5 protein-coding genes and 1 pseudogene are annotated in these 4,722 nt (G+C 38.7%); all 6 read right to left on the reverse strand.

All coding sequences use genetic code 11. The features are described 5' to 3' along the window. Nucleotides 1-79 precede the first annotated feature (79 nt). Complete coding sequence (locus AC1DUA_RS24200; RefSeq protein ID WP_477502199.1) at nt 80-463, reverse strand: hypothetical protein; 384 nt, start codon at nt 461-463, stop codon at nt 80-82. Nucleotides 464-541: 78 nt separating this feature from the next. Next, nucleotides 542-772, reverse strand: a pseudogene (locus AC1DUA_RS24205) (TetR/AcrR family transcriptional regulator); the annotation flags it as partial. 253 nt (nt 773-1,025) lie between these two features. Continuing rightward, the gene (locus AC1DUA_RS24210; RefSeq protein WP_477502198.1) at nt 1,026-2,207 is read right to left on the reverse strand and encodes a YhgE/Pip domain-containing protein; all 1,182 of its coding nucleotides are present in this window, start codon (nt 2,205-2,207) and stop codon (nt 1,026-1,028) included. Between the two features lie 37 nt (nt 2,208-2,244). Beyond that, the gene (locus tag AC1DUA_RS24215) at nt 2,245-2,895 is read right to left on the reverse strand and encodes a TetR/AcrR family transcriptional regulator (protein WP_477502195.1); all 651 of its coding nucleotides are present in this window, start codon (nt 2,893-2,895) and stop codon (nt 2,245-2,247) included. Nucleotides 2,896-3,022: 127 nt separating this feature from the next. Further along, nucleotides 3,023-3,277, reverse strand: a complete 255-nt coding sequence (locus tag AC1DUA_RS24220; RefSeq protein WP_477502196.1) for a hypothetical protein — start codon at nt 3,275-3,277, stop codon at nt 3,023-3,025. Between the two features lie 441 nt (nt 3,278-3,718). Next, a complete protein-coding gene (locus AC1DUA_RS24225; protein ID WP_477502197.1) occupies nt 3,719-4,258 on the reverse strand; it encodes a glutathione peroxidase in 540 nt (179 codons plus the stop codon). Nucleotides 4,259-4,722 lie beyond the last annotated feature (464 nt).

The following is a 4,722-nucleotide window of genomic DNA, read 5'->3' on the forward strand; positions in this document are numbered from 1 at the left end:
ATCCAGGAATCAATGTTACCGTTCATATCCCAGCAGAATCCAAGAATCCTGACAAACACGAGGGATGAGGAGTGTAGGATTAACTTATCGTTACGGTTTTCCCAATACCCTGCATGATAAGACAGATAGTATCTTCTATTTCTCCGTCACTAATGGATTGTTGATTCAATACTACAAAACGAGAAGCCAACAATCCTCCAATGATTGTGAGTAGCATCCTGAGAATACTGCCCGTAGCCATGTCAACGAGTTCGCCGCGTTCTTTAGCTGACTCAATTATGTTTGTTAAGCGCGGTGTAACAATCTCTGATATGTAAGGGAGGAGTTCGTTTTTTAGTTCCTCTTGATAAATGATTTCCTTAACGATAACCTGAAAAATTTCTCTATTCTCCGAGATAAAGTCAACTCGATTTCKTAGAAAAGCCCGCAATAGATCTTTAAARCTGGCTTCAGCGTTGGTCACGAATAGACTAAGCACCTCGTCAGCTTGAGAAGYAAAAAMSTCCTTTAAATTAGGAGCRATYAAGGAAAACARMAGCTTATCTTTYGTYCCGTATTGCTTGAAAATACTACCCTCCGATACTTCTGCAACTTTAGCGATTTCAGCGGTCGAAGTGTTGGAATAGCCYTTTTCRGCAAATAATTTAATTGCTGCCTCAACWATCCTTTTCTGCTTCAGGGTTTGTTTGCCAGATTGCAGAAATGGAGTGTCTTTGAACCAATTATCTGATTGCAACGTTGTCCTCCTGTTCTGTGAAAATATATAGATCACAATTAGAGTAAGTAATTAATTAGACAACATAGTTATACCAATGAAGTTTATATGAGTCAATTAATCTTTCCCGATAACCGCATTTTAATCACTCCTTACCCATGAAAAAGGGAGCAATAGGGAGCGTGGGGGTACCCGATTTATGCAAGAAAGTTCTTGTCATAAATGACAAGAACTTTATCGCACTCCCTTTTAAGCATACCTATATGGTGAGTATTGGATTGCGGTATTGAGCTAATTAACTGTCAGGTTATTAGGCTTCAAGTTTTTGTTGTTTTGCTTTTGGCTGAGGTTTCAAAGCAGAACCAAAAATAACTACGGCGCTCACTGCACCAATCCAAGTAAGTGAAGATAGGGCATTATTCCAGCTTAAACCTTTGCCAAAGAAGAACAGTTCTCGAAGACCCCCCACCATAAAGCGCATTGGCAGCCATGAATAAATCCAATCCTTATAGAACGGGGACAACATCTCCGGTGCTAGAGCGAGTAGAGGAGCACCAAAGAAAAGCAATAATCCAAAGAAAGAAAGTCCTTTTAAACCTAACCACGAGATGACGGCGGAGATTAAAAGGAAAAARCTGAAAAAGGTAATCGTTAAGAACAGTGCTGTGTCCATAAACTGCGGAATATAAAGCCCCAACATGTTTGCGGCAAGCCAAGTTAAGCCAAATCCAACGAATACCGCAACAACCGCACCCATTACAACTTGCATGAATTTAGCAAAAAGATTTTTTGTTCGAGATTTATTTGTCATCTTGCTAATAACCATAAAGAGAACTGCTGCGGTTGCCATACAGGCCATCCAAAGAGGTTGGAATAAGGAAATAGGAGCATTGCCATTCGCGCTTTTTGTGCCTATTTCGTTGACATTGGTCACTTTTTTGACAATAGGATTTACCAATGTAGAAGCTTGTTCAGCTGTCACTGTAACACCTTGCGTTTTAAATCCCTCCAAGAGCTGGGTACGAACATTGTTGTTCATATTATCTACAATTCCGTTTAAAATTTGCCCTGCCATCGTTGAAGCCGCAGTGTTCATACCTTGATTAATATAGATTTGAACTTCAGCCGACGTTGGCGTTGGAGTGCGTAAAGAGGCTTGCTTCGCACTAAAATCTTTTGGAATAATAAGCGCCGCGTAATATTCTTGGTTATTTAAGCCGTTTTGAACATCTTCCCCTTTTACTTTCACCCATTTAACAGCAGGGTCCTCGCCAGAAGTTGAAGATGAAGTTTTCTGTACCATGTCAAGGATCGTTTCACCCATGTTCAGTTTTGGTTGATTTGGGATTTCAAATCCTTGGTCTTCATTCACAATGGCGATAGGTAAGTTCTTTGGTTGGACTTGTACAGATGGAAAAAGTGCAAGAGAAAAAAGTAATATCACTAAGACAGCAATAAATGGCGACAAAAGCGTGAGCTTGTTTTTAAATATATTCATGAATGATTCACTCCTTTTTATAATTCAACCATTATTTATCGGAAGAAGATTTTCGAATACCTTTCATTACGAAACGAATGGCATTATCAATTTCCTCGTCGGTAATTAACTCCTTATTCAACAACACAAAGTGTGAAGCAAGGAATCCACCTATGAATGTGAGAAGTAGCGCTAGGATTCTGTCGGTCGGGAGATCTATGACTTCACCGCTTTCTTTAAACACTTCAATAATCTTGGATAGTCGTGGAGCAGCTACTTCGGAAATGTAAGGAATAAGATCTCTTTTCAATTCCTCTTTATAAATTAATTCTTTAATGAATATTTGGGAAATTTCTCGATTTTCCATAATAAACACTACCCGATTTTTAAGGAAATCAGTTAAGAACCCTTCAAAAGTCGAGTTTTCGTTGCTGGTTAAACTAATGATCTCATCAACCTTTGATGGGATGATTTCTTTCAAATGGGGGACAATAAGGGAAAGCAACAATTTGTCTTTTGTCCCGTACTGCTTAAAGATACTTCCTTCAGAAACATAGGCAACCTTGGCAATTTCAGATGTTGATGTATTTGAATAGCCCTTTTCAGCAAATAACCTAATGGCTGCCTCGATAATACGCCCTTGCTTTACCGTTAGCTTTGCGGATTGTGACGATAGGATTTCACTTAACAAGTTGTTTGTCAAAACAGCTTCACCTCTCTTAGATATCATTAATATGAGTAACTACTCACTCACTATATCATACCGCTATTTTCGAGTCAATAAAAAGTGAGTGGTTACTCAATACAAAAGACCTTACTAGCAAACAATGTTATTTTTGTTTTCCGGCTTTCATGGAGGAAAATGCGCTTTTCAGGAAATCCTTGTAGTTTGCTCCCATAGATTTGACAGAGATAAACTGTCCAAGTATTAGGGGAACGAATAAATTGAGAACAGCATACAGCCACTCGATAGGCTGCATAAGTGAGTTGTTAATTATGTGATAAAATCCATAAATAGATAGCAGGGGCAAAACTGTAAATGCAGTTGCCATGCCAGAAGTGTAAAACCTCTCCGTTTTGTTCATCCGAATTGCGCCAATGTGCGCAACATTTCCATGAAACCGAGTACCATAGTAGTCGCAGACAACCATATGATTTTGGGAAGAAACAGAGGGATCAGCCCAATATAGAGTGTCAGTAGGAACAACGCAAAATGGCCAATGTTATTATCCACCTGCTCTGTTGATACTTTTAAATGTTCTGCGTTGAGGTCATTAAATCCAAATAGTAGGGTGCCCTAATTTTGGCTTAGTTATTTTACAGTGAACCGTATCACAAGTAGGGCGAAATTTTAGGCATTACCTGTACGCGGAGTGGAAAGAGTTAACCTGATATTCAGCTATGATTACGTAATCGATTAAGATTCGGATACAAAAATAACCCACCCGAACATAACCAGTTCAGGTGGGTTTTCATAATAGAATTGGGAAACAGCAAACATAAGATTTCAATTACAAGTTATTTCATTACAAAATCGCTTCAATAGCCGAGTACATGGCATCCGGTGTAACTATAGGCTCGAATCGTTGAACTGCGTTACCTTCACGATCAATCAGGAATTTCGTGAAATTCCATTTGATATCGTTATTATTCAGCTTATTTGAAGCACTTAACATTTCATGCAATCTGGCACCTAATGGATTATTCAAATCGAATCCTTCAAAAGGTAGCTGCTCTGTTAAATAAGCGAACAATGGGTGTCTATTTTCCCCATTAACTTCAACTTTCTCGAAAATAGGAAAAGTCACGCCATAATTGATCTGGCAAAATTCAAAGACCTCTTCGTTCGTTCCAGGTTCCTGTTCACCAAATTGGTTGCAAGGGAAGCCCAAGACGACTAGTCCTTTTTCTAGGAAAGTCTGGTAAAGCTTTTCAAGCTCAGCATACTGAGGAGTTAACCCGCATTTACTGGCCGTGTTTACGATAAGCACCACTTTATTGTTAAATTCATTTAAACTAGTGTCCAGTCCTTGAATGTTCTTTGCTGAAAAATCATAGATTGTCATATTGAATTCCTCCAATTCGAGTTATATAACGTAGCTTCATCGAGGTGCACAGCGTTATTCCCTAATGCTACCCCTCTTCTTCAATTTAATGAACAATGTGTTGATTGTTTATCTACTTCTATATTATTTGATTGCTTCTTCGGATTCAATCAACAATGTCGACCTTTATGTTGAGTGAGTACTTGCAATGAAGCGCCGTAGTTATCACGCAAGTAACATACTTTATAACGCAGTTTATTTGGCCCGAAACATGTTGATTGTTTATTGCACTCTGAATTACAATGAGAATGAAGTGGTAATCGCAATATAAATCCGTTTGTCATTTGTGGCAATACTTGAAAGGTTAGAGGCATTTGGCAAAGAAAATACATGATCAGATGGTTGAAAAAACGCGTGAGTTAATCAAAGACACGTTCTTGCTGCTTATTGAGGAAAAAGGATTCAGTGGTGTAACCGTCAGGGAC

The sequence above is a fragment of the Paenibacillus sp. 01T422 genome (genome assembly GCF_056398785.1).